A 24,778-nucleotide genomic window follows, 5' to 3' on the forward strand; every position below is an offset into this window, starting at 1 on the left:
ATTTGAATTCCCTATTTTTTATAAATTTATTTTTTACGGAATACCAGTTTTATCGGCACGCCCTCAAAGCCAAAGTGCTCCCGTAATCTGTTTTCCAGGTAGCGCGTATACGACTCCTTGATGTACTGCGGCAGGTTACAGAAAAAGGCAAAGGTCGGGTTGTGCGTAGGCAGCTGCGTAATGTATTTAATCTTAACAAGCTTGCCTTTGATAGCGGGCGGCGGATAGCGCTCGATATCGGGCAGCAACTGGTCGTTGAGCTTGGATGTCGAGATTTTCCGGGTCTTGTTCTCATACACCTCCATGGCTTTCTCCACAGCCTTGTGGATACGCTGCTTGGTTATTACCGATGTAAAGACAACAGGCACATACTTGATCGGGGCAATGCGGTCCAGGATCATCTCCTCAAACTCTTTGGTAGAGTTGGTGTCTTTCTCCACCAGGTCCCACTTGTTTACCAGAATAACAATGCCTTTGCGGTTTTTTTCAGCCAGCGTAATGATGTTCACATCCTGTGCTTCAATGCCACGAGTGGCGTCCAGCATTACAATACACACGTCCGCATCTTCCAGAGCGCGCACCGAGCGCATAACCGAGTAAAACTCAATGTCTTCGTTCACTTTGCTTTTGCGGCGCAATCCGGCCGTATCCACTAGTATAAACTCTTTGCCAAAGGCGTTGTAGCGCGAGTGGATCGCGTCGCGGGTCGTGCCGGCAATTTCGGTTACGATGTTGCGCTCCACACCCAGCAGCAGGTTCACAAACGACGACTTGCCCGCATTCGGGCGGCCCAGCACGGCAATCTTCGGAATGCCGGCATCCGGGTCTTCTACGCCTTCGTCTTTAAAATGCTTCACCACTTCGTCCAGCAACTCGCCGGTGCCGGAGCCGCTTTGCGACGAGATCGGGAAAATTTCCTCGCCTATACCCAGCGAATAAAACTCGCCCATCTGGTGCATGCGCGCCGTAGAGTCGGATTTGTTGGCTACCAGCAGAATAGGCTTGTCCGAGCGGCGCAGCACGTTGGCAAACTCCTCGTCGAGCCCGGTCAGGCCGGCATCCACGTCTACCATAAACAGGATCACGTCAGCCTCCTGTATGGCTAGCTGCACCTGCTTGTTTATCTCGCCTTCAAAAATATCGTCGGAGCCGTGCACGTAGCCGCCGGTGTCGATCACGGTAAAATACTTGCCGCACCAGTCGCCATGGCCATAGCTTCTGTCGCGGGTAACGCCGCTCTCATTGTCCATGATGGCTTGCCGATGGCCCACAAGGCGGTTAAAAAGGGTAGACTTGCCCACGTTGGGGCGGCCTACAATAGCAATGATGTTTGACATCTATACTTGGTAAAAATAGTTAAAGTGCCCCCGGAGCACCTTGCCCCGAAGCTTTATGCGGTACTAAACTCCAGTACCGCTAAAATAATTTTTATACTTTGCCAGTACCTTAGCGAACTTTATGGCTTTAACTTTCTGCCAGTTTTCGCCTCGCCGGCTGGGCCTTCCTTTTCTCCTTGATGAGAAAAGGAAGCAAAAGAATCAAGACAATTCGAAACTCGCTGAACGCTCAAACATCGAATCGTCAAATACTGCACCTGGCAAAAGCTATCTTCTTACCGGCTGTTCAGGATTTACAATATTGTGTTCAGATTTATACTTACTCGCTGTAGCCGAATCGGCGTAACAGCTTCTGGTCGGTTCGCCAGTTCTCGTTCACGCGCACGTATAAATCAAGAAATATTTTTTTCTGGAAGAACTCTTCCATATCCACACGGGCCTGCGTGCCAACTTTTTTCAGGGCTTCGCCTTTGTGGCCGATCACAATGCCTTTCTGGCTTTTGCGCTCCACGCTGATCTCGGCCCGGATACGGATGATCTCTTCTTCTTCTTTAAATTCCTCTACCACTACTTCGCAGCTGTAAGGGATCTCCTTTTTATAGTTGAGGAAGATCTTCTCGCGGATCATCTCCGACACGAAGAAACGCTCGGGCTTGTCGGTCAGTTCATCTTTCGGGAAATAAGCCGGATGCTCGGGCAGGAAATGCAGCAGGCGCGAGAACAAATGTTCCAGTCCGAAGCCATGCAGCGCCGAAATAGGCAGTATTTCCGTCGGGTTCATTTTCTCCTGCCAGTAAGCTACCTTTTCGTTCAGCTCCTCTTCCGTGGCCTGGTCTATCTTGTTAATGAGCAGCAATACCGGCACCTGTGCATACTGCAGGCGCTTGATCACATCTTCTTCGTCGTGCTTCTCATAGATGTCGGTCACAAACAGGATCACATCCGCGTCCTCGAGCGAGGTGCGCACAAAGCTCATCATTGATTCGTGCAGCGCATACTGCGGTTTGATGATGCCGGGCGTGTCGGAGTAGACGATCTGGAAGTCGTCACCGTTCAGGATGCCCATGATGCGGTGGCGCGTGGTTTGTGCTTTGGAGGTAATGATAGAGAGCTTCTCCCCCACCAAGGCGTTCATCAGCGTAGACTTGCCCACATTTGGCTTGCCCACGATACTTACAAATCCGGCTTTATGCGGTGTCTCGGCCATAGGTTTAAATTTGAGGTTGCAAAATTACTTCTTTTTTACGAGACGGCGGCGGAATGTCTAATTATTTGTGAATGAGGAAAGAAAGAAACAGGGTTATACTTCCTTAAAAATTTTTTTATGGCGATGGAGGTATTCCTGGCGCAAGCGTCCCCTTGTGCTTTTCAGGTAGAGTTCCATAGCTGTTTGCGGTTTATGTTTGGTACTACTTACCAGCTGTTATAAGGCGCTATTTTATACTTGATGTTATACTTGGTAGTGGATGTTCTTTAAGAAAGATATTCCGGCTATACTTGGTAGCTGGCTGTATTCCTTAGTCTTATACTTGCCTTGTTTTATCTTATACTTTGGTGCGCTCCAAGCCCGCGGGGGCTCGTCCTGGGGGTGCAGGGGCCCCCGACAAGGGCATCGCGCTGTGGCGTGAAGCTGCTCCTCGCTGGCGCTGCGGGCTGCTGAGTAAACTCAGCACCGCAACACACCAAGGCGCTCAACCCAAGGACTGGGATCAATTCGATAGCTAATGTTTATACTTCAGTTTAAGTATAAATCCTTCTGTAATCCGATTTCCTTTATTCTCCTCTTATTGCCCCTTTTTGTTATCCTGAAAGGATCTTGGTGGAAGGGAGGTTAAGCTTTTGCAAGCATGCTGCTGCTCTTCCATCAGCTCAAAGCCCCGCTTTGCAGAGGATTGGGGGATGTTCTTCTTCCTACTAAATCACACAGCTTATACTTCATTTCAAGTATAAATTTTCTCTTCTTGCTTTATCCTGAACATATCTCTCCTTGCGTCGAGATGATAATAAGGAGAGAGTAACGCTTTTATCACCGGTATAAAACCTACACCGCTTATACTTCACCAGCAGCAATAACTAGCTCCCCTCCTTAGCCAAGGATGTTTAGGGGTGGTTGGCCCCGGCAGCTCAAAACATTTTTCCTACTTATTGCTTTACACTCCGTTAACCCGCTATGGCCTGATAGATAGTATCAATCAACAAGTACTGTTTATACTTTGTATATTTGCCTGTAGAAAAGCACAGACAGTTTAAATGAGCAAAAAAAACACTGGTAAGATAGGGGTGCTGCTGGTAAACCTCGGTACGCCGGATACGCCTAACACGCCTGACGTCCGGAAATACCTGCGCGAGTTCCTGCTGGACAAGCGCGTGATCGACATACATCCTGTGGCCCGCTACGGCCTGATTAACGGCATTATCGCGCCGTTCCGCGCGCCTAAATCTGCCAAAATATACCAGCAACTCTGGACAGACCGCGGCTCGCCGCTGCTTTACCACGGCCTGGACCTGCAGCAAAAGCTGCAGCAGGCGTTGGGCAACGGCTACCACGTGGCGTTTGGCATGCGCTACCAGAGCCCAAGTATAAAAAATGCGCTAGAAGAACTGCGCGAGCAAAGCGTGGACCGCATCATCGTATTGCCGCTGTTCCCGCAGTATGCCTCGGCTTCAACCGGTTCGGTGCAGGACAAGATCATGGAGATCGTGAAGGATTGGTGGGTGATCCCAAGTATAAATTTCATCTCTTCCTTCTGCGACGATCCCGGCTTTATCAAAGCTTTTGCGGAACTGGGCAAACAGCACATGGCACAGGACAGCTATGACCACGTGATCTTCAGTTACCATGGTTTGCCGGAGCGCCAGGTGCTGAAAGGAAGTGACAAAGGCTACTGCCAGCTGGGCGCCTGCTGCAACACATATAACAAGCGTAACAAATACTGCTACCGTGCGGCCTGTTTTGCTACCTCGCGTTTGCTAGCCGAGCAACTAGGCTTGCGCGAAGATCAATACACTGTCACCTTCCAATCCAGGCTATTGAAAGACCCGTGGCTGCAGCCTTACACCGACGAAGTGCTGAAAACATTGCCTGCCAAAGGCATCAAGAAAGTGCTGGCCTACAGCCCTGCCTTTGTGGCCGACTGCCTCGAGACCACCATCGAAGTTGGCGTGGAATTTAAGGAGATGTTTGAGCATGCCGGCGGCGAGAAATGGCAACTGGTAGAAAGCCTAAACTCCAGCGACACCTGGGTGGAAGCGGTAAAGGACTTGGTACTGCAACACTAAAAATCTAAAAGTCATATCAGCAGAAGTATAAATAAAGGAGCCGCTATGATCATAGCGGCTCCTTTATTTATACTTTATACTTTGTACTTTAGGATCAGTCCCAATCCCAGTCAAAATCATCATCCTCTCGCTCCTCCTCTGGAATCAGGGAAACCGGTAGCTTTACATACCCTCCCAATGCTTTCTGCTTTTGCCCGCCGCCAAACCTTATCCTATAGTTCAAGCCCAGGTAATTGTTGATCCAGTAATCGGTTTGCAGACCAAGGACAGCAGGTTCATCTTTAAGTAACTCCAGGTAGGGCCCCGCAGATAAACCCGCCACCGCGATACCTGTCTGTGCCTGCGTGTAAAGTATGGTGCTGCCTTTTCTGCGGTCAAAACCGATGTTGGCACTTATCGGGAAACCACCTTCATACCACCACACGGCGGCTTCTACACCCCAACTGATCTTTGGCTTCTTGTCTCCGAAGTTATAGTGCAGCATAGGGCCAGCTGAAAAAACATCCTGCGCGCGAGCTTCTACTATACCTATAAAGCACAGGAGCAATAACAACAGCAGCTTCTTCCATCCAGGATGGGATGCCGCATTATGGGGTGTATACATATATCGTTACTGACTTAGATCCGTTTGAAGTCGATCCAGTAATCGGAGGTAGCGTCGGAATAGGCTCTGAGTTTCTCCAGCAGTATAGCCGGATCACTTTCCACGATAATGTTGTTCCGCTGATCTTTCTTTACAAACCCTTCGCTTACCGTGTGGTCGATCATATCAAAGAATCGGTCGTAGTAGCCGTTGATGTTGAAAAAGGCAACAGGCTTTCGGATGATGCCCAACTGATTCCAGGTAATGATCTCGCAAATCTCATCGAAGGTACCGAAACCACCGGGCATGGCCACAAACGCGTCGGAGCGGGCCGCCATAATGGCTTTGCGCTCGTGCATGGTTTCCACCACCACCAGTTCCTGCACTCCTCTGTGGGCCACCTCGCGGTCTACCAGGCTCTGCGGAATAACACCAATGGCTTCGCCACCGCCTGCCAGCACGGCATCGGCAATCACGCCCATCAGGCCTACGTTGCCGCCACCATATACCAACTTCACCCGCTGGGCAGCCATCATCTCCCCGAGTTGCGCGGCAAACTGGCTGTATACTTCATTCACACCTGTATTTGCGCCACAAAAAACACCTATACTTTTCATCGTTACTTGTTCTCTCTCCGATCTATACTTATACTTTATATACTTATTGAACACCAAAACAGGCGTAAAAAACAAAGGCTCCAACCTTGCTGCTGGAGCCTTTTTACTGCTGTTATCACTGCTATGGCTAGGCCGATACTTTTTTATAGAGCTTGGCCAGTGTTTCAGCGGCAAAATCAATTTCTTCGGGCGTATTATACTTGCTGAACGAAAAGCGCACAGAGCCGCGCGTAGGATCCACGTCAAGGGCACGCAGCACATGCGAGCCGGTGTTGGCGCCACTGCTGCAGGCACTGCCTCCCGAAGCCGAAATTTTATTTATATCCAGGCTGAAGAGCAGCATCTCATTAATGTCCGAAGCCGGCAGACTCACGTTAAGCACCGTGTAAAGGCTCTTATCGGCTGTAGCCGACATGCCGTTGAAGTGCACGTCCTCCAGCTGCTCTTTCAATTGATAGATCATCCTGTCTTTGAGCCCCTGAATATAGCGGGTGTGCTCTTCCATATCGCGGTAGGCAATTTCCAGCGCTTTGGCCAGCCCGATAATGCCATAAACGTTCTCGGTGCCGCCCCGCATGTTGCGCTCCTGCGCTCCACCCTGGATCAGGGGCTGAATTTTAACGTTGGCATCGCAATATAAAAAGCCAACGCCTTTGGGGCCATGAAATTTATGTGCCGAACCCACGATAAAGTTAGCGCCCAGCTGCTGCAGGTCGTGTTTGTAATGGCCCATGGTCTGCACCGTATCCGAATGGAAAATGGCGTTATACTTCTTACACAGCGCCCCGATCGCCTCGATGTTGTTCAGGTTGCCGATCTCGTTGTTGGCGTGCATGATCGAAACTAGCGTCTGCGGCTGGCTGCTTAGCAGTTCTTCCAGGTGCGCCAGGTCCAGGTTGCCACGCTCATCATGGCGCAGGTAACTTACCTGCACGCCGTCCTGCTTCTCCAACAGTTCCATGGTATGCAGCACCGCATGGTGCTCCAGTTGGGTGGTAATGGCGTGTCTGATGCCCAGGGTACGGCAGGTGCAAAGGATGGCCGCATTATCAGCCTCTGTTCCGCCCGAGGTAAAAAAGACCTCGGCAGGCGAGGTATTTAAAAGGGTCGCCACGGTACGGCGCGCTTTTTCAATAGCCGCCCTTACTTCGCGCCCATGAGAGTGAATGGAAGAGGGGTTACCGAAGTGCTCCAGCATAAAAGGAGCCATGGCATCAAAAACCTCTTTGTCCAGAGGCGTAGTGGCAGCATTATCTAAATAAACACGCATTGGGTAAGCTTTAATAGTAGTTCTGTTTTAACTCAACTGCTAAAGTATAAAAAAAAGTTGCGCCAAAGGACGAGAAGCTCTCATTTCCTGTGGCGCAACTGCTTGTGCTATGGTTTGTACGTATTGCTACAACAACACATATATTTATGCTTTAACAGAGATAATCTCTTTAATATCGGCAATGATTTTATTGGCCAGGTGCTCGGCCGTGGCATTGCTGTCCGACTCTGCGTAGATGCGGATAATAGGTTCGGTGTTTGATTTGCGCAGGTGCACCCACTCTTTATCAAACTCTATCTTTACCCCATCAATGGTATTGATCGGCTGCTTGGCATACCGTTCCTGCATCTGGCGCAGCACCTCGTCTACGTTCACCTCCGGCGTCAGTTCTATTTTATTTTTAGAGATGTAGTAGCTCGGGTAAGTAGCCCGCAGGCGCGTCATACTATTGCCTGATTTAGCCAGGTGCGACAGAAACAACGCGATACCCACCAGCGCGTCGCGGCCATAGTGCAGTTCAGGGTAAATAATACCCCCGTTGCCCTCGCCGCCTATCACCGCGTTGGTTTCCTTCATTTTGTTTACCACGTTCACCTCGCCTACGGCAGCGGCATTGTATTCGCCTCCAGCCTTCTCAGTCACGTCGCGCAGCGCACGGGTAGAAGACAGGTTCGAAACGGTGTTGCCCACTTTATGCTGCAGCACATAATCCGCTACGGCTACCAGCGTATATTCTTCGCCGAACATGCTGCCATCTTCATTTATCAGTGCCAAACGGTCCACATCCGGATCCACTACAATGCCCAGGTCAAACTTGCCTTTTTCGATCACTTTCGAGATCTCGCGCAGGTTCTCGGGCAGCGGCTCGGGGTTATGGGCAAAGTTGCCGTCCGGCTCGCAGTAGAGCTTTTCGATTTTGGTCACACCCAAGGCTTCCAGCAGCATCGGCACGGCAATTCCTCCGGTAGAGTTCACACAGTCGATGGCCACACTATAGTTGCGGGCTTTGATAGCCGCTTTATCTACCAGGGGCAGTTCCAGAATAGCTTTGATATGTTTTTTGATGGCGTTTTCGCTCTGCTTATACTTGCCCAGTTCTGTTACCTGCGCAAAAGCAAAGCTTTCCTGATCGGCAATCTCCAGCACCTGTTTGCCCTCTTCATCCGAAATAAACTCGCCGTGCTGGTTAAGCAGCTTTAGCGCGTTCCATTGCTTGGGGTTGTGGCTGGCCGTAAGTATAATGCCGCCGCCGGCTTTTTTATCTACCACCGCCATTTCCACGGTCGGGGTAGTCGAGAGGCCTACGTCAATTACGTTAACGCCCAACCCCTGCAGGGTAGCACATACCAGCTTGTTTACCATTTCGCCGGAGAGGCGGGCATCGCGGCCTACTACCAACACATTGTTGCCGGTTGTCTGCAGCACCCAGGTGCCAAAGGCCGCGGCATATTTCACAATATCGACAGGCGTGAAACCCTCTCCCACCTTGCCGCCTATTGTTCCTCGTATTCCTGAAATTGATTTTATTAGAGTCACTCGCTGTAATGTTTAAGCCTGACAAAAGTAGTGATTTAAGTTTTACTTATAGCAATTTTCTCCTCTTGATGCAGGGCGTTGTAGTTATCGAATATTTACTTATATATATACTTAAAGGTTTCAGTATTGCGCAATTAAAACAGCAGTGGCTTCCTTTTAGTATATTTGCCTGTATGGAAAACAACATAGTATTTGACGATAGCCCCCGCGGCAAACAGTTGCAGGCATTTAACCGCTTGTTGGATGTGATGGATGATCTGCGCGCCAAATGCCCCTGGGACCGCAAACAAACACTGGAAAGCCTGCGCCACCTAACCATAGAAGAAACCTATGAGCTCTCGGACGCTATTCTTAAAAATGACCTGCCTGAAATAAAAAAAGAATTAGGGGATGTGATGCTGCACCTGATCTTTTATGCCAAGATTGCGTCCGAGCAAAACGCCTTTGATATTGCCGACGTGCTGAATGCCCAATGTGAGAAGCTCATTTTCCGGCACCCGCACATTTACGGCGACACCAAAGCCGAAACAGAAGAAGAAGTAAAGCAAAACTGGGAGAAGCTGAAGCTCAAAGAAGGCAATAAATCTGTATTGGGCGGCGTTCCCGGTTCGTTGCCTGCCCTGGTAAAAGCCATGCGCATTCAGGAAAAGGCCCGCGGAGCCGGTTTCGACTGGGAGGAGAAAGCACAGGTGTGGGAGAAAGTGCAGGAGGAACTGGCCGAATTCGAATCAGAGTTTAACCAGCAAGACACAGCCAGCATAAACAAATCCCTGGCAATGGCCGAGTTTGGCGACCTGCTTTTCTCGCTTATAAATTTCGCCCGCTTTATTGAGATAAACCCGGAAGAGGCCCTTGAACGTACTAACCTCAAGTTTATAGCCCGTTTCCAATACATAGAGCAACAGGCAGCCAAAGACGGCAAGTCATTACAGGACATGAGCCTGAAAGAAATGGACTTCTACTGGAACGAGGCAAAAAAGCTGTAAAAACGCATACAACCTGAATGAAACTTCGCTATATTTAAACCACTTTTTCTGAAATTCAGGATCAGATGCAGGTTACAAACACTTTTTATTTAACTGCTACTCTTTCCCGCATCCGTAATAACAGTGCCCGCAAGTAGTAAACAAACAGGCTTTTTTGTTGGAACCTACGTGTATACGAAGCTGCAAAAAGCCGCGAAACCTTGCTATCCGTATTGAAATGAGTGCGTACAAGAGAATAATAAAGGCTGTTTAGATTGTTTTAACTTTGAATAAAGGGGTAAAACTGATATGTTTGTAAAGAGGAGTCTGTCGCTTATGCAGTTTTAAGTAAAATAAAAACGTCTATAACGGGTCACATTTCAGCAGGAATTACAAAAATTTCGTATTCGTTATATTTGAAAATTGTAGAAAAAGCAGAAATTGCAAATTCAATAAAGAACTAAAATTAAAACCATAACATTTACAGTAACACAAACAATTTAAATTACAACACAAACAACTAAACTTTAAACTTTAAAAAAATGGAAAAAAAGACTGCAGTAGTAAGCAAAAATGCTAATGTAGAAGCAAAGAGCGGCACTGCTGGCTCCTTATTTGCCACTATCGTAATTCCACTGGCGGTAATTGCGTGTGTCTTGATTTATATCTTTGTTCTGGGTAACCCCAACAACTTTGAAGGCGGTAGCAATGAAGGCCACCCGCTGCCAGGCAACTACCTGGGCATTGTATATAAAGGAGGATTTGTGGTGCCAATTCTGATGGCGCTTGTACTTATGGTGTTTATCTTCTCTATCGAGCGTGTGCTGACGATCAGCAAAGCAAAAGGTACTAAGAGCGTAACAGCGTTCGTACGTACAATCTCTGCTAAACTGAACCAGCGTGACATCAACGGCGCTCTGGCTGCCTGCGACGCACAAAAAGGTTCTGTTGCAAACGTGGTAAAGTCTGGTCTGCTGAAGTACAAAGAAATGCAGAACGAGCCTGAGCTGCTGAAAGCTGAGAAAGTTGCTGCTATCCAGAAAGAAATCGAAGAATCTACTTCTTTGGAGCTTCCAATGCTGGAGAAAAACCTGGTTGTTATCTCTACTATCGCTTCTATCTCTACCCTGACAGGTTTGATCGGTACGGTACTTGGTATGATCAAAGCGTTTGCGGCCCTTGCAACATCAGGTAACCCAGATGCAACAGCGCTTTCTAACGGTATCTCTGAGGCCTTGATCAACACAGCGATCGGTATTACAGGTTCTGCACTTGCCATTATTGCTTACAACTACTTCACAAGCAAGATTGACGAGTTGACCTACAGCATCGACGAAGCTGGTTTCAGCATCATCTCTACCTTTGCAGCACAGCACGATGCCGCTCCGGTAAGACAACAAACTGTATAATTGAATTTAATTCAAGAAAATGCCTAAAGTAAAAGTAAAAAGAAACAACCCTTCGTTGGACATGACGCCAATGGTGGACTTGGGCTTCTTGCTAGTTACTTTCTTTATGCTGACTGCTACCATGACGCCAGACAAGGCGGTTATCGTTGATACCCCTTCGTCTGTATCACAGTTAAAAATTCCGGATTCCAATGTGATCACGATCACCATTGACAAAGACAACCGGGTATTTTTCGGAGTAGATGGGCAGAATACGAAAGCAGCAGTACTAGACAAGATAGCGGGCAAGTACGGCGTTGGTTTTAACGAAGAGGAGAAAAAGACTTTCTCTCTGCTAAGTGAGTTCGGCGTACCGGTGGCGCAGTTAAAGCAATACTTAGACATGTCGTCTAAGCAGCGTAAAGACTATGACAAAAGAGCCCCTGGTATTCCAATCGACTCGGTTGGCAATGAGCTGGGAGACTGGGTACTACAGACGCGTCTTACTAATCCGAAGGTAATTATTGCCATCAAAGGAGACGTAGACGTCAATTATGAGACTGTACAGAAGGTTATTGAAACGCTTCAGGATAAGAAGGTAAACAGGTTTAACCTGATTACCGACATGGAAGCCAAACCAAAGAACCTCTAAAAGAAAGGAAAAAGAAATGGCAGAAGTACAACAGCAAGCTGACTCCGGTAAGGGAGGTAAGAAACGCGCCAAGAAAATGTCTACCAAAATCGACATGACGCCGATGGTAGACCTTGCCTTCCTTCTATTGACCTTCTTTATGCTTACAACCACATTTGCAAAGCCACAGACCATGGAAATTAACATGCCTGTGAAACCTGACAAGGAAGAAGAGCAAATTGAATTGAAAGCCAGTAACGCGATGACAATTATCCTGGCAAAGGATGATAAGATCTTTTACTACTACGGCCTTGGCAACCCTGCCGATAACCCGGAAGTAGTAGAGTCTGATTATTCCTCAAATGGTATTCGTAAAGTGCTTACATCTCCAAAGATTAAAGGCAACGATAAGATGACCATTATGATCAAGCCAATGGCTGATTCGCGCTACAAGAACGTAGTAGACATTCTGGATGAACTGAAAATCACAGATACCAAGAAGTTTGCCCTTGTTGAAATTACCGACAACGACAAGCAATTGGTACAGAACAAAATCGGACAATAAAATATGGACGCAAGTAAGTTAGCAAACGCATCGCTTGACGATATCGTCTTTGACGGACGGAACAAAGCATACGGCGCCTACCTACTTCGCCGGATTTACAACTCGCATATCATTAAGGCCGCAATTATTGCTACCCTTTTGTTTTTCCTTTTTATCAGCATTCCGCTGATCCGAAAAATGATCGTAGGCGATGAGAAGGAAGAAGTGGTTGAACGAATTGTAACCGAAGTAGACCTGGCACCACCACCACCGCTTGAAGAACAAGCGCCACCGCCGCCACCGCCGCCTGATCTGCCACCACCACCGCCACCCGTGCGCTCTACTGTAAAGTATACCCCGCCGGTTGTTAAGCGTGACGAGGAGGTTAGAACAGAAGAAGAAGTTCCGGACGTTGAAAAGCTGGAAGAAATAGACGCCGGTGTTAAAACTGTGGAAGGCGATAAGAACGCACCACCTGACCTTGGCGATATTGACGGAACAAGCGACGTAGTAGCCGAAGTAGTAGAAGAAAAGCCTTACACATACGTAGAGCAGATGCCGACTTTCCCTGGTGGTGAGACGGAAATGCTGAAGTACCTGGCCAAAAACATTCGCTACCCAGCCGCTGCACAGCGTGCCGGCGTGGAAGGTCTGGTAGTTTTATCGTTCGTAGTAGGTAAAACAGGCGAGATCTCCGAGATCCAGGTTATCAAAAACCTGGGAGCTGGTACCGACGAAGAAGCAATGCGCGTTGTAAAATCAATGCCAAAGTGGACGCCCGGTAAGCAAAACGGTAGAGCTGTACCTGTACGCTATACTTTACCAGTTCGCTTCACGATTAAGTAAGCAACACTGCAAAACAAAAAAGCCCTGCCAGTACTGGCGGGGCTTTTTTGTTTACATGATAAATTAAATAGTAAGCATGCATACTATCTAAGTATAAAATCGTATATTAAAATACTTATACCAAATCATATACAAACTAAAGCCCTTATACCCGAATGCAGTACAGTTAGATCATAAACCTAAATCCAAACAGCCCATGGAAAAGAGCTACTTATTCAGCACCACCTTTAATAATGTGGTGTTTAAAGGCCGCAACAAAGCTTACGGCGCTTATGAGTTACGCATGAAGTATGGTAGAAACCTGACGTTGGCCGCCATACTTGCAACCGCTACTTTTTCAGGTGCCCTGGTCGCGCCGCTGCTCCAGGAGAAGCTGTTTGGGAAGGCCGTACCTTATGAAAAGCCAGTTTATGATATTTATGAACCTTTCGTACTGGAGTTACCTCCTGCCCCACCGGCAGCAAAGCCCAAAGAAGCCGCGCAGCCCGTGGCGCAACCCAAAGCCCCGGTTAAAACCAAAGCTTATGCTACTACAAAGGTAATTCCGGACAATGCACCCGACCCGGTAAAACAGCTAGCCACGCAGGATGATCTGAAAAATGCGAATATCGGCACTGCGGATATAGAAGGAATAGCACCGGAGGTGCCAAGTATAACGCTTCCTGATGCGCCACCTGCCGAGCTGGGAACAACTGCACCTGCAAAGCCAGACGAGCCGTATGTAAGTGTAGAAAAAATGCCCGAGTTTGCCGGTGGCGAAAAAGCGCTGTTTAAATTTTTGAGCCAGAATATTACGTACCCAGTCCGGGCCAGGCAAGCTAATGTGGAAGGACTGGTGATTGTTACGTTTGTAGTAGCCGTAACCGGTGAGATACAGGATGTGACGGTTTTAAAAGGCCTCGGATATGGCACGGAAGAAGAAGCGGTAAGAGTTATCCGGAAAATGCCCTCCTGGAGCCCTGGCCGCCAAAACGGGCGGGCCGTACCGGTGCGCTATACCTTACCTATCAGGTTTAATATGCAGTAATATTTAATTTATGGGAGGAGAAGGCAGAAGCGGCAAATGAGTTTTGTAAGCTTCTGCTTTCTTTTTTGTAGCAATAGACTTATTTTTAAGGGTTAAACACTAAATCAGAAAGGATACACCATGCAGAGACGAAGAGAGGAGAATTCGTCCGTGAAGTTCTTCAATAAGTTCGCACGGGGTTTTGCTTTGCTCATGACGCTGCTATATGTGGCCCTGGGCTTGTTTATTTTACTGGCTGACGAACAACGACTAAACCTGACGATTCCGGAAACGGTAAAAACTATTCTGGGAGGAATACTGATACTTTATGGTGTGCTGCGCTTTGTGCGGGTTTACCAGGGCTCAAAACAAAAGAAAAGGTATGAAGATTAATGCGCTCAATATTTTTGCGGCCTTAGGCCTGGTAACGCTCATGGCTTGTAACCGATCCGGCGAGATAGCGGATACGCCTACTTCAGGCCATATTACGGTAAGCGCGGATGAGTCCTTTAAGCCCATAATCGAAAGCCAGGTCAATACCTTTGAAGGCATTTATAAGTATGCGCAAATAGATCCTTCTTATAAATCCGAAGGCGCTGTGTTTGATGATCTGACAAAAGACAGCACTAGGATTGCCGTAGTAGCACGGGAACTGACGCCCCAGGAAAAGGCCATTTTTGATAAGCGCAAAATAATACCGCGGATTACCAAAATTGCGATTGATGCTGTGGCTCTGATTGTGAATAACGATAACCCGGATTCTCTTCTGACGCTTGACCAGGTAAAAGCGATCTTCAGCGGAAAAGTTAAAAGCTGGCAGGAACTGAACAAAGCAAGCAGCTTAAAAGATATCACCATCGTATTCGACAATAATAACTCTAGCACCAGTCGTTACGTAAGGGATTCATTAGCGGCGGACCATAAATTGCCGTCCAATACCTTTGCCTCTAACTCGCATGAAGCCCTGATAGATTACGTATCGCAAAATAAGAATGCGTTGGGAGTGATCGGCGTAAACTGGATCAGTGACCTGGACGACTCCACCGCTGTCGGTTTCCTGGACAAGGTAAAAGTAATGGGTATCAGCAAAGAGCCCAACCCTACCTCAACAGAGAGCTATTACCAACCCTACCAGGCTTATATTGCCCAGGGCACTTATCCCCTGCTGCGTTTTATCTATATCATTAGTACAGAGGGCCGTGCAGGACTTGGCACAGGTTTTGCATCCTTTGTTGCAGGAGACAAAGGACAACGTATATTTTTAAAATCTGGTCTGGTACCGGCAACAATGCCCATACGCGTGATCGGATTGAGTAACTAAATTCTTTTTCTTCGACTAATTTAAATTGCAACCAACTAAACTTTAATTACAATGACGAATAACTGGAAGTACATCGTGCTAATGGGGGTAGCTTTGCCTACGACAGCAGCGCTGGCGCAGTCAGGTGATGCAGGCAGAAAAGCCGTTGATTTAGAGCGATACCAACAAGCAAAGTCCATTTATAAAGCGCAGCTGAACAACAAAAAACAAGCTGACAACGCTTATTTTGCTTTGGGTGATATTTATCTGAGAACAGACAAGCCTGATTCAGCCGCTTACTATTTTAACCAGGGTATTTCCAACGACTCTAAATCTTATATCAACTATGTTGGTTTAGGAAAGCTTGCCCTGCAAAGTGGCGATGAGGCGAAAGCGCAAGGCTACTTTGACCAGGCAACCAAAGGCAAGGGCAAAAAAGATCCTTATGTGCTTACCATGATTGGGGAGGCTTATGCGGATGCGCCAAATGCAACAGAAGCACAGGTTACCAAAGGCATCGAATACCTGAAGCAGGCACTGGAGCGTGACAGCAAAAATGCTGTAGCCAATGTTATTCTGGGCGATGCGTACCTGAAGATTAAAAAAGGTGGCGAGGCCATGTCAGCTTATGACAGAGCGCTGCAGCTGGATGATAAGTATGCTGTTGCCTATTTGAAAAAAGGTCAGTTGTTTACCAGCTCCCGTAACTTCCCGGAGGCAGAGGCTGCTTTCAACAAAGCCATTGAGATAGATCCGAACTTTGCTCCGGTTTACCGTGATTTGGGCGAGCTATACTACTTTGCAGGCCAGTACGACAAAGCCCTCTCTACTTTCAAGAAGTATGTGGACATGGCTGAGAATACGCCGGAGACCAGAGCGAAGTATGCTTCCTTCCTGTTCCTGACCAAAAATTATGATCAGACCTTGCAGGAAGTAGAGCAGGTGTTACAGAAAGACCCAGGCAACGTAACCATGAACCGTCTGCGTGCTTATTCATACCTGGAGCTGGGACAACCTGAGAAAGCGCTGCAAGCCATGGAGCAGTACCTGCAGACCGTTGGCCCGAACAAGATGATCGCTCAGGACTATGAGTACTATGGCAGAATCCTGTCTAAGAACAACCAGCCTGACAAAGCTGTTGAAAACCTGCAGAAAGCCCTGCAGATGGACCCAACTAAAGTAGAGCTGTACCAGGAGCTGGCCACTTCCTTAGCCAAGAATGGCAAGTATGACCAGGCGATTGATGTGCTTAACAAAAAGCGTGAAGCGGTTGAGCCATCTAATGCTGACTTCTACTACATGGGTAACATCTATATGATGGCCGGTGAGGATATGGCGAAAGCCAACAATACGCAGAAAGCGAACGAGTACTTCCAGAAGGCCGACGAGACGTATGCGAACGTTACTAAGAGTAACCCGACGTACGCTTACGGTTTCCTTTGGAGAGCACGTGCCAGCGCCAGCCAGGACCCTGAAACTACGCAAGGCTTGGCTAAGCCATACTACGAGGAGTTTATTAAACTTGCCTCTGCTGAGCCCGACAAGTATAAGCGTGACCTGATTGAGGCGAACTCTTACTTAGGTTACTATTATTACCTGAAAGGCGACAGAGCCAACGCGGTTAAGTACTGGACGTCCGTAAAGACGCTGGACCCTGCCAACGAGCAGGCAGCTACTGCACTCGCTGAAATCAATAAGTCTAATAAGAAAAAGAAGTAATTCTTTCTCCTTCCGAATAAGAAAAGGGCCGCTCTTCAAAGAGCGGCCCTTTTTTATGCCTGTTATCTGCCTTAAAGAATAAATGTAGACAGGTTTGCTATTGCTCTTCGTAAAGAGCCCACTTTTCAAGCACATTCCTGAAGTCTTCGGGCAGTTCGGAATCAAACTGGATGAACGCTTTTGTTGCAGGATGTATAAATCCCAGCGACCTGGCATGTAGTGCCTGCCGCGGCATCAGCTTAAAAGCATTTTCTACAAAGGTTTTATAGCTGCCAGTGGGCATGCCCTGCAGGATCTTATCCCCGCCATAGGTAGCATCAGCAAAAAGCGGGTGGCCCAGGTATTTCATATGCGCCCGGATCTGGTGCGTACGCCCGGTTTCCAGGTTACATTGCAGCAGCGAGACATACTTAAAGCGCCGCAGCACTTTATAATGCGTCACAGCATGCTTGCCATAATCACCTTCCGGATAGACCGTCATGACCTTGCGGTCTTTTGCACTGCGTCCTACATGGCCTGTAATCGTGCCGGCATCTTCTTTTGGAGAGCCCCATACCAGGGCTATGTAGGTCCGCTCGATGCTGTGATCAAAGAACTGCCTGGCCAGGTAAGCCATACTATACTCTGTTTTCGCTATCACCAGCAAGCCGGAAGTATCTTTGTCAATCCGATGCACCAGGCCGGGCCGTCCTTCGCCGTTGCGCGCTGTGGGCAGGTTCTGCAGGTAATAGGTGAGGGCATTTACCAGGGTACCATTCCAGTTATTATAGGCCGGGTGCACCACCATGCCCGCTTCTTTGTTTACGACCAGCAGCTCGTCGTCTTCATACAGTATGTTAAGCGGGATGTTCTCAGGGACAACATTGGTGTCACGCGGGGGTTCGGCCAGGGTGATGGTGATCACATCCTGCGGCTTTACCTTGTAGCTTACCTTTACGGGCTGCTGATTTACCTGCACCGATTCAGAGCGAATGGCGCTTTGCAGCTTATTACGCGTAACATTTGGCAGCCGGTCCATCAGAAACTTGTCCAGCCGCAACAGGGCCTGGCCTTTATCTACCACAATGCGGTGGTGCTCGTACAGGTCGTCTGAGTCTTCGGCGCTATCTTGTTCCAGATCGGTATTCTCAATCACGGCACTACTCTAAAATTTAAACAAAAAAGAAAGCCGTAGTAGAAACAACGGCTTTCTCATACTTATGAAGGTGATGTTTGCTTAGTTCTTCTTCTTAGAAGACTTGGCCGGTGTTTTAGCTGGCGACTTAGCAGGCGTTTTCGCTGGCGAAGCGGCCGGGTTTGATGCTGCCGGAGCTGGCTCAGGCTGTACTTTTGTTGGGTCTACGCCCAGCTTCTTCAGTACAAGCGGCGAGATATCACCATCCTCAGGACCAGCCAGTAAAGCCTGGTTGCTGATCACGTAAGTATAGCCATTCTCTTTGGCCACATCTTTGATGGCTTTGTCGATTTTAGCAATAACCGGATCTACCAGCGACTTTTCTTTTGCCTGCAAAGAAGCCTGCGCATTACGCTGGAACTCCTGGATAGAGTTGTTGAGGTTCATCAACTCTTTCTCTTTGTCGTCACGGATGGTTTTGTCCATGGTAGCAGCGCTTTTCTGATACGCGTCTACTTTGCCTTGGTACTCCGTATACTTGGTCTGGAGCTGGTTCTCCAGCTGGGTGCTGTGTGTTTTCAGCTCAGACTCTATCTGCTTGCTCTCTGGCATCTGCAGCAGGATGTACTCTACGTTCGTATAACCAAATTTTAGAGGCTGGCCACCGCTTTGTGCAAAAGACGCAAAGCTGATCAGTAGAAACGCTGCTACTAAGGTTTTGATTTTGTTCATCATTGGTTGGTTAATTATAATTCAGGGTTTAGTTATTAGACTTCTTTTTTGATGCCGGTTTTGGCTTTGTTTTCTGCTGCGGCTCCGGCGCACTCTCTTGTTGCTGATCTAACGAATCTGTTTGCGGCAGATCTTCCGGCTTATCAACCAGCGTGCCGCCTGCCTGTTTTCCTGCTGTATTCTGCTCTGGTGCCAATCCCAGCTCTTCGAGCACATACTCAGTATAATCGTGCACCGGGTTGGTATAGATCATCACCAGGTCGCCGGATTTATCAAACATGATCTGCACCCCCTTGGCTTTGGACACTTTTTCTACCGCTGTAAAAACCTTGTCCTGGATAGGACGCATTAGATCCTGGCGCCGCTTAAACATCATGCCCTGGTAGCCAAACACTTTCCGCTGGTAATCGCGTACTTCGTTTTCTTTTTTAGCTATCTCGGCCTGCCGCTTTTGCTTCATCTCCTCGGTCAGCAGTACCTCTTCGGCTTTGTAATCCTGTTTAAGTTTGTCCAGGTCTTTCTGCATTCCCTCAATTTCGCGCTGCCAGTTCTCGGCATACTTATCCATCTCCTGCTGCACTTTATTATAGTCGGGCAGCTTGCTCAGGATAAAATTTGAGTCAATATAACCAATCTTCTGTGCTTGCGAAACAGTTGCAAGCAAAAAGCCGGTTACAAAGATGAACAAAAACTTTTTCATACTAATTCCTCACTTAGCGTATCTGCTGGCCAATGATAAAGTGGAACTGACCACGCTTCATATCTGGTTGCCCCGGTACATCATCCAATCGCCAGCCATAGTCAAAGCCCAGCAAGCCAAAAGCGGCCATAAAGATACGGGCACCCACACCCGCCGAACGATACAGCTTAAAAGGACTGTACTCCTGCAGCGAGCCAAAGCTGTTACCAGCTTCCAGGAACGTCAGGCCATAGATGGTAGCTGCCGGGTTAGGCGATATCAAGTAGCGCGCTTCAAGCACATACTTGTCGTAGGCCACACCACCAGCTGAGCGCAATGTCTGATTCGCCGTGTTCACCACGCTTTCATCATCGTAGCCACGCAGGCCAATGTATTCGGTACCTACCAGGATGTTACCACCTCCCAGGCCGGAACCACCCATCTTAAAGCGCTCGAACGGACCTACGTTAGCAGAACCATAAGACCCCAGGAAGCCAAAGTGTGCCCGGGCATTTAATACCAAATTCCCTGCCAGATTTACAAAGTACGAGGCATCAAACATCCATTTGTTAAATTCCACATACTCAAAGTTGTTCTTCTTGTCTGTAAACAGCGAGTAAGGCGGGGTTAAGTTCAGGCTCAGCGACAGCGACGACCCACTTCTTGGGAATGTCGGGTTATCAATGCTGGAGCGGGCGATGGTGTTAATAAAAGAGATACTGTTTGAAGTACCATCGGTAAAGCCGGGATATAACGGGAAGTTGTTCAAGTTATAGCGGTTGTACGACAGCGAGTGGCTCATCTGGAAGTAGTTGTCCGGCCAGTTCAGGCGACGGCCCAAACTTACAGAGGCGCCATCCACGTTCAGGCGCTGCTCCTGCTCTACATCCGGAATGGTGCGGACAGTTTTGTACAAACTCACCGTTAAGGAGTTTGGCTTACGGCCACCCAGCCACGGCTCTGTGAATGACAACGAGTACGACTGGTAATACTTACCGTTGGCCTGCACGTTAAGCGACAGGCGCTGCCCATCGCCGCTTGGTATTGGCCGCCAGGCACTCCAATCGAAGAACTTACGGGTAGAGAAGTTGTTGAGCGTAAGGCCAACGGTACCTACCGCGCCGATCGGGCCACCCCAACCACCGGATAAGCTGATCTGGTCGTTTGGTTTTTCCACCACGCTGTAGTTAATGTCTACTGTGCCCTCTACCGGGTTTGGTACCGGATTCAGGCCGATCGATTCCGGGTCGAAATAGCCTAAGGCAGCCAGCTCGTTGCGTGATCTGATCAGATCGTCGCGGCTATACTTCTGGCCAGGCAGCGTACGCAACTCGCGCAGAATCACGTAATCGCTCGTCTTATCGTTGCCGGTTACCGTTACTTTATCGATCGTAGCCTGCGCGCCTTCAAATACGCGCATCTCGATGTCAATCGAGTCGCCTACCACGGCTACTTCTACCGGGTCTATACTTTGGAACAGGTAACCGTCATTCTGATACAGCGCCGATACGTCGATGCCAGTCGGGTTATAGTTCAGGCGCTTGTCCAATTCTTCCTTGTTGTAAACATCGCCTTTCTCAATGCCCAGCACCCTGGACAGGTAAGCATCGTCGTAGATGTAGTTGCCTTTCCAGGTAATGTTGCGGTAGTAATAGCGCTGGCCTTCATCCACTGTGATCTGGATTGCCAGGCGGTCATCGCTCACTTTGTAAACAGAATCAGAAACAATGGTCGCGTCGCGGTAACCCTGCGTGTTGTAGAAGTCGATCAGCTTTTGTTTATCGGCCTCGTACTCGCTCTTCTGGTATTTAGAGGAGGTAAAGATCTTGTAGAAGCGTTTCTCTTTCGTCTTTTTCAGCTGGCGCTTCAGTTTTTTATCCGGGAATGCCTCATTGCCCACAATATCAATGTTGGCAATCTTTACTTTATTCCCTTTATCAATGGCCACATTCAGCACCACGCTGTTAGGCAGCAGGGAGTCGGGGCGTTGGGTGATATTGGTTTTTACGTTGAGGTAGCTCTTCTCCAGGTAATAGTTCCGGATCACGTTGCGGGTGCTGTTCAGCACGGCATCAGTCACCACCTTGCCGCGCTGCAGGCTGATTTTGCCCTGTAGCGCTTCCTGCTGCGATTTGCTGACACCCGTAATGGTAAAGCGGGAAAGACGCGGACGCTCTTTCAACTCAAAGTTCAGGAAGATCTCGTTGCCCTCTATCTTGGTCACGTATACTTCCACATCGCCCAGGATGCCCTGGTCCCAGAGCTTCTGGATAGCACGGCTGATATCCTCGCCAGGCACCGTGATTTCATCGCCCACTTTCAGTCCTGTTACTGAGATCAGGGCATTGGGGTCCAGAAAGTTTGTGCCGGTCACCTTGATGTCCCCAATGCGGTACTGTTTCGGCTGCGAATAGTCGACAGGGTTCGATTGGGAAGGGTTATTCAGAATTTGAGCCGAAGCTGTGCCTGCCCAAAGCAGCAACACAAGCACCCAGATGCATCTTGTCATTAATATGGTTACTTTATTAGTTGTTCACTTGTCTTGCCAAACCGGCGCTCGCGGCGCTGGTAAGCTACAATAGCCTGGTAAAGGTGCTCTTTCCGAAAATCCGGCCACAGCAACTCGGTTATATACAGCTCGGTGTAAGCTAACTGCCAAAGCAGAAAGTTGCTGATGCGCTGTTCGCCGCTGGTGCGGATAAGCAGTTCCGGATCCGGCATACCTGCCGTAGAAAGGTATTGGCTGATAGCGGTTTCGTTAATGGCACCGGCCTCTACTTTATGCTGACCCACATCCTCTGCCAGCCGTTGCATGGCCTGCGTAATATCCCAGCGGCCACTGTAGCTAAGCGCCAGCACCAGTGTCATGCGGGTATTGTCTTTGGTCATGTCCATGGCCTCCTGCAGCTCGCGCTGGCAAGCCCCGGGCAGGCTGGCGGTATTGCCAATGGTTTTTAACCGGATGTTATTTTTGTTGAGGGTAGCGGTTTCTTTGCGGATAGTGGATACCAGCAGCTGCATCAGAGCAGTTACCTCGCCGGCAGGTCGTTTCCAGTTCTCTGTCGAGAATGCATAAAGTGTTAAATACTCCACCCCCAGTTCAGCGGCGCCTTCTACTGTGTCGCGTACTGCTTTAATGGCATTCTGGTGGCCAAATATCCGTAACCCGCCCCGCTGCTTTGCCCAACGCCCGTTGCCGTCCATGATAACGGCAATGTGTTTGGGTAAATTGTCTAAATCTACTTGCTCCCTAAGATTCATTAAACCACAATTTCCTTGCAAGTTACAAAAAGCAAGATAAATTTAGCTAACATTCCTTATCTAATCTAAAATGCCGGGCGTGGCTTTATACCCTGGAGGGCAATTAATTCGGTAGAAAGTATAAGAAATACTTACACCATTGTAGTAATACCAGTCTTTGTCGTTGGGATTGGCCAGGCGCTTGCTGTCCTGTTCGGTGAGGTAATCCAGCTTATCGGTCAGCACTTTGCGGGCTCCGAACTCAAGGCCCAGGTTCCAGTGCTTGCTCAGGGCATACTTTATACCCACGCCAAACGGAATGGCCAGGGCCAGGCGTGTGTCAGAAGGCTTGTCGAGCTCTGGCTGCAGCGTTACGTTTTCTGAAGAGAGCCGGGCACCGTACACCAGGCCTGCTACGCCGGCAAAGAAATAAGGCGAGAAGCGCGGGCGCTGCTTCAGGTCATAATAATCCAGGAAGTTGTACTCCATCACCGCTGATAGTTCGCCCATACTCAGGCGCAGCTCGGCCTGCCGGTAGTTAGGGTAAGGTAAATCGTAGGCGGGGTCGCCCAGGGTATTATCGTCCAGAATGCGGTGGCTTAGCATCAGTCCGCCGCGTAGGGTAATCGGGTTAGAGATATCCCGGCGATAGAAGATCGTCAGGGCCGGCTGGTTGCTCAGAAATCGGTAATCCGGGGCCAGATCACCTTTGTAATTGGCGCCCCCCAGGCCCAGACCCAGCTCGCTGGTGGTCATGGAACTTTGGGCGTAAGTAGAACCGCTAAAAAAAACACCCCCGATTTGTAGTATGCAACAAATAAGGAGTGCCTGCTTGATATGCTGTAATGTCATGGAACGCTTATACGGAGTTTAGTCAACAACGATGAGTTCGTTATTCTATTATCTAAACTTCGGACTTCTGACTCTTGGTTGTATGATATAATTCAGGCTCAGGTTGCTGGTAATATACCAGTCCATATCTGATTTGGTACCCCGCTTCTTGTTGGCCGAAGTGCCATAGCCGGGCACAATATCATAGACCGTGCCGCTGGGATCGGGCTGCGTATTAAACCCGCTCTCCGCACTACGGTCCGAAAGTATAACCGCTGCAATAGGGTTACTGCCGCCATATTCGTTCAGAAACACGCTTTTATCTACCCACGCCGAGCTGGCATCGTCCAGGTAATCGGTAAACGTCTTGCGCCACCCTACTTCCAGGCTCATGTCCCAGTGGCGGTTCAGTTTATACCTAACGCCCAGGCCAAACGGGATTGAAATCTGCACCCGCTTGTAGGCTTCGGGGTAGTCGCCGCCACTGCTGGCATATTGGCCCTCGGTGCCAAGCGGCTGCAGCTCATACCAGCCCGTGGGGATATCGTAGGCAGGGTCCAGGCCGGGGCGCGAACCGTTCTCATAGTAAGCTTGGGGATTATGATGAAAGACTGCGATGCCCACAAAGCCATAAGGCACAAAATCAGGGCGGCGCAGGTAAGTTTGGCGGTTCTCGAACAGGTCGATGATAGCTACGGCGCTTACTTCTTTCAGATCGTTCCGGAACGAGAGGTTGCGCTTAAAACGGCCGATGTTCTCGCCTTCGTTCACGGAGGCACTCAGGGCATCGGAACCTAAAAGGCGGCCCCATTGCAGCGCCCCGCGAAAAGACACCCGCGGCGCATAGCGGTACGTATAGTTGATGCCTACATTGGGCCGGGTAGACTTAAAGCGCAGGCTGGTAAAATCCGGTTGCGGCACAATGTCGCCAAAGTAATTGATAGCGCCAATGGTTATTCCCCACGAGCCGTAGCGCTTTTTAGCGGTATAGCGTTGTGCATCTGCCTGAATGGCAACGAAGCTGAGCACAAACGTCATCAGCAGCACATGAGTAACTAATCGCTTCATAAGCAAAGGAATCTAAAAGGATGGCGCCCTACCGGATTTATACTTATCCCAAGTTAAACTGGGACAAAAATAAAGATAATCCTGTATTAAAGA

General features: G+C 48.8%; 23 protein-coding genes. 10 read left to right on the forward strand and 13 right to left on the reverse strand.

The window, feature by feature from the left end; genetic code table 11:
- Positions 1-26: 26 nt before the first annotated feature.
- The gene (der, locus tag LWL52_RS19990) at positions 27-1,337 is read right to left on the reverse strand and encodes a ribosome biogenesis GTPase Der (protein WP_242923721.1); all 1,311 of its coding nucleotides are present in this window, start codon (positions 1,335-1,337) and stop codon (positions 27-29) included.
- A gap of 319 nt (positions 1,338-1,656) precedes the next feature.
- The gene (era, locus tag LWL52_RS19995) at positions 1,657-2,544 is read right to left on the reverse strand and encodes a GTPase Era (RefSeq protein WP_242923722.1); all 888 of its coding nucleotides are present in this window, start codon (positions 2,542-2,544) and stop codon (positions 1,657-1,659) included.
- Between the two features lie 1,043 nt (positions 2,545-3,587).
- Here era and hemH point away from each other — a divergent pair.
- Complete coding sequence (gene hemH / locus LWL52_RS20000; RefSeq protein WP_242923723.1) at positions 3,588-4,616, forward strand: ferrochelatase; 1,029 nt, start codon at positions 3,588-3,590, stop codon at positions 4,614-4,616.
- A gap of 94 nt (positions 4,617-4,710) precedes the next feature.
- Here hemH and LWL52_RS20005 read toward each other — a convergent pair whose 3' ends face one another.
- The 4 genes from LWL52_RS20005 to glmM all read right to left on the reverse strand — a co-directional run bounded on the left by LWL52_RS20005 (position 4,711) and on the right by glmM (position 8,622).
- Entirely contained in the window at positions 4,711-5,100 is a 390-nt protein-coding gene (locus tag LWL52_RS20005; protein ID WP_242923724.1) for a hypothetical protein, read from the reverse strand.
- Between the two features lie 134 nt (positions 5,101-5,234).
- Entirely contained in the window at positions 5,235-5,816 is a 582-nt protein-coding gene (locus LWL52_RS20010) for an LOG family protein (RefSeq protein ID WP_242923725.1), read from the reverse strand.
- Between the two features lie 127 nt (positions 5,817-5,943).
- The gene (locus LWL52_RS20015) at positions 5,944-7,086 is read right to left on the reverse strand and encodes a cysteine desulfurase family protein (RefSeq protein WP_242923726.1); all 1,143 of its coding nucleotides are present in this window, start codon (positions 7,084-7,086) and stop codon (positions 5,944-5,946) included.
- Between the two features lie 144 nt (positions 7,087-7,230).
- Positions 7,231-8,622 carry a phosphoglucosamine mutase gene (glmM, locus tag LWL52_RS20020; RefSeq protein WP_242923727.1) on the reverse strand — a complete coding sequence of 464 codons (1,392 nt, stop codon included), beginning with the start codon at positions 8,620-8,622 and terminating at the stop codon, positions 7,231-7,233.
- A 173-nt stretch (positions 8,623-8,795) separates the two neighbouring features.
- On the opposite strand from glmM, the gene mazG reads away from it, so the two are divergent.
- The 9 genes from mazG (at position 8,796) to LWL52_RS20065 (ending at position 17,021) form a co-directional block, all read left to right on the forward strand.
- Complete coding sequence (gene mazG, locus LWL52_RS20025; protein ID WP_242923728.1) at positions 8,796-9,608, forward strand: nucleoside triphosphate pyrophosphohydrolase; 813 nt, start codon at positions 8,796-8,798, stop codon at positions 9,606-9,608.
- A gap of 521 nt (positions 9,609-10,129) precedes the next feature.
- Entirely contained in the window at positions 10,130-10,996 is an 867-nt protein-coding gene (locus tag LWL52_RS20030) for a MotA/TolQ/ExbB proton channel family protein (protein ID WP_242923729.1), read from the forward strand.
- A 19-nt stretch (positions 10,997-11,015) separates the two neighbouring features.
- Positions 11,016-11,627: an ExbD/TolR family protein gene (locus LWL52_RS20035; RefSeq protein ID WP_255749842.1), complete on the forward strand. Its 612-nt coding sequence runs from the start codon at positions 11,016-11,018 to the stop codon at positions 11,625-11,627.
- A gap of 76 nt (positions 11,628-11,703) precedes the next feature.
- Positions 11,704-12,171, forward strand: a complete 468-nt coding sequence (locus tag LWL52_RS20040; RefSeq protein ID WP_242923731.1) for an ExbD/TolR family protein — start codon at positions 11,704-11,706, stop codon at positions 12,169-12,171.
- A 3-nt stretch (positions 12,172-12,174) separates the two neighbouring features.
- The gene (locus LWL52_RS20045; RefSeq protein WP_242923732.1) at positions 12,175-12,996 is read left to right on the forward strand and encodes an energy transducer TonB; all 822 of its coding nucleotides are present in this window, start codon (positions 12,175-12,177) and stop codon (positions 12,994-12,996) included.
- A 196-nt stretch (positions 12,997-13,192) separates the two neighbouring features.
- Positions 13,193-14,023, forward strand: coding sequence for an energy transducer TonB (locus tag LWL52_RS20050; protein WP_242923733.1), 831 nt, complete (start codon positions 13,193-13,195; stop codon positions 14,021-14,023).
- A gap of 120 nt (positions 14,024-14,143) precedes the next feature.
- On the forward strand, positions 14,144-14,395 hold the full coding sequence (locus LWL52_RS20055) for a hypothetical protein (RefSeq protein WP_242923734.1): 252 nt from the start codon (positions 14,144-14,146) through the stop codon (positions 14,393-14,395).
- Positions 14,385-15,323, forward strand: a complete 939-nt coding sequence (locus tag LWL52_RS20060) for a PstS family phosphate ABC transporter substrate-binding protein (RefSeq protein ID WP_242923735.1) — start codon at positions 14,385-14,387, stop codon at positions 15,321-15,323. The genes LWL52_RS20055 and LWL52_RS20060 overlap by 11 nt, the downstream gene beginning before the upstream one ends.
- Before the next feature lie 51 nt (positions 15,324-15,374).
- Entirely contained in the window at positions 15,375-17,021 is a 1,647-nt protein-coding gene (locus LWL52_RS20065; RefSeq protein ID WP_242923736.1) for a tetratricopeptide repeat protein, read from the forward strand.
- A gap of 97 nt (positions 17,022-17,118) precedes the next feature.
- On the opposite strand, the gene LWL52_RS20070 is transcribed toward LWL52_RS20065, so the two are convergent.
- The 7 genes from LWL52_RS20070 to LWL52_RS20100 form a co-directional block, all read right to left on the reverse strand.
- A complete protein-coding gene (locus LWL52_RS20070; RefSeq protein ID WP_242923737.1) occupies positions 17,119-18,156 on the reverse strand; it encodes an RluA family pseudouridine synthase in 1,038 nt (345 codons plus the stop codon).
- Between the two features lie 81 nt (positions 18,157-18,237).
- Entirely contained in the window at positions 18,238-18,870 is a 633-nt protein-coding gene (locus LWL52_RS20075; protein ID WP_242923738.1) for an OmpH/Skp family outer membrane protein, read from the reverse strand.
- Between the two features lie 25 nt (positions 18,871-18,895).
- Complete coding sequence (locus tag LWL52_RS20080; protein WP_242923739.1) at positions 18,896-19,567, reverse strand: OmpH/Skp family outer membrane protein; 672 nt, start codon at positions 19,565-19,567, stop codon at positions 18,896-18,898.
- Positions 19,568-19,580: 13 nt separating this feature from the next.
- Positions 19,581-22,055, reverse strand: a complete 2,475-nt coding sequence (bamA, locus tag LWL52_RS20085; RefSeq protein WP_242923740.1) for an outer membrane protein assembly factor BamA — start codon at positions 22,053-22,055, stop codon at positions 19,581-19,583.
- Between the two features lie 8 nt (positions 22,056-22,063).
- Positions 22,064-22,807 (reverse strand): undecaprenyl pyrophosphate synthase, encoded by a 744-nt coding sequence (uppS, locus tag LWL52_RS20090; RefSeq protein ID WP_242923741.1) that lies wholly within the window; start codon positions 22,805-22,807, stop codon positions 22,064-22,066.
- 60 nt (positions 22,808-22,867) lie between these two features.
- A complete protein-coding gene (gene porG / locus LWL52_RS20095; protein WP_255749843.1) occupies positions 22,868-23,638 on the reverse strand; it encodes a type IX secretion system protein PorG in 771 nt (256 codons plus the stop codon).
- 48 nt (positions 23,639-23,686) lie between these two features.
- Entirely contained in the window at positions 23,687-24,685 is a 999-nt protein-coding gene (locus tag LWL52_RS20100) for a DUF6089 family protein (RefSeq protein ID WP_242923743.1), read from the reverse strand.
- Between the last annotated feature and the right edge of the window lie 93 nt (positions 24,686-24,778).

This window comes from Pontibacter liquoris, assembly GCF_022758235.1.
GTDB classification, from domain to species: domain Bacteria; phylum Bacteroidota; class Bacteroidia; order Cytophagales; family Hymenobacteraceae; genus Pontibacter; species Pontibacter liquoris.